The sequence below is a fragment of the Streptomyces sp. SID14436 genome (genome assembly GCF_010548465.1).
Classification (GTDB): domain Bacteria; phylum Actinomycetota; class Actinomycetes; order Streptomycetales; family Streptomycetaceae; genus Streptomyces.
In genome coordinates this window covers 1-282 of sequence record NZ_JAAGMD010000828.1, presented here as the reverse complement: position 1 = coordinate 282, position 282 = coordinate 1, and the positions used below count along the sequence as shown (strand labels likewise).

Here is a 282-nt window from a genome sequence, read left to right as displayed (position 1 = left end):
CGCTGGTGATGGAGGGGGCCACCAACCGGGAGATCGCCGGCCGGCTGTTCATCAGCGTCAAGACGGTCGAGGCGACCCTCACCCGCGTCTACCGCAAACTCGGCATCCGCTCCCGCGTCGACATCGTCCGCCTGGCGGCGGGGCGGCGCACGCAGTAGCCGTCGACGGGCGGCCCGGAGGGCGGAGTCGGCGCCTTCCGGGCGGGGGGAGGCGCGGGGGCGAGGCCCGGGGAGCACTGCGTGTGCGCCGAGGGTGAGCTGGGCCGTGCCGCGCGATGCGCGC

At 76.2% G+C, this 282-nt stretch carries 1 protein-coding gene; it reads left to right on the top strand.

The window, feature by feature from the left end:
• Positions 1-158, top strand: a 158-nt coding sequence (locus G3I53_RS30060; RefSeq protein WP_164438971.1) for a helix-turn-helix transcriptional regulator, incomplete at its 5' end; no start/stop codon positions are given.
• Positions 159-282: the final 124 nt, after the last annotated feature.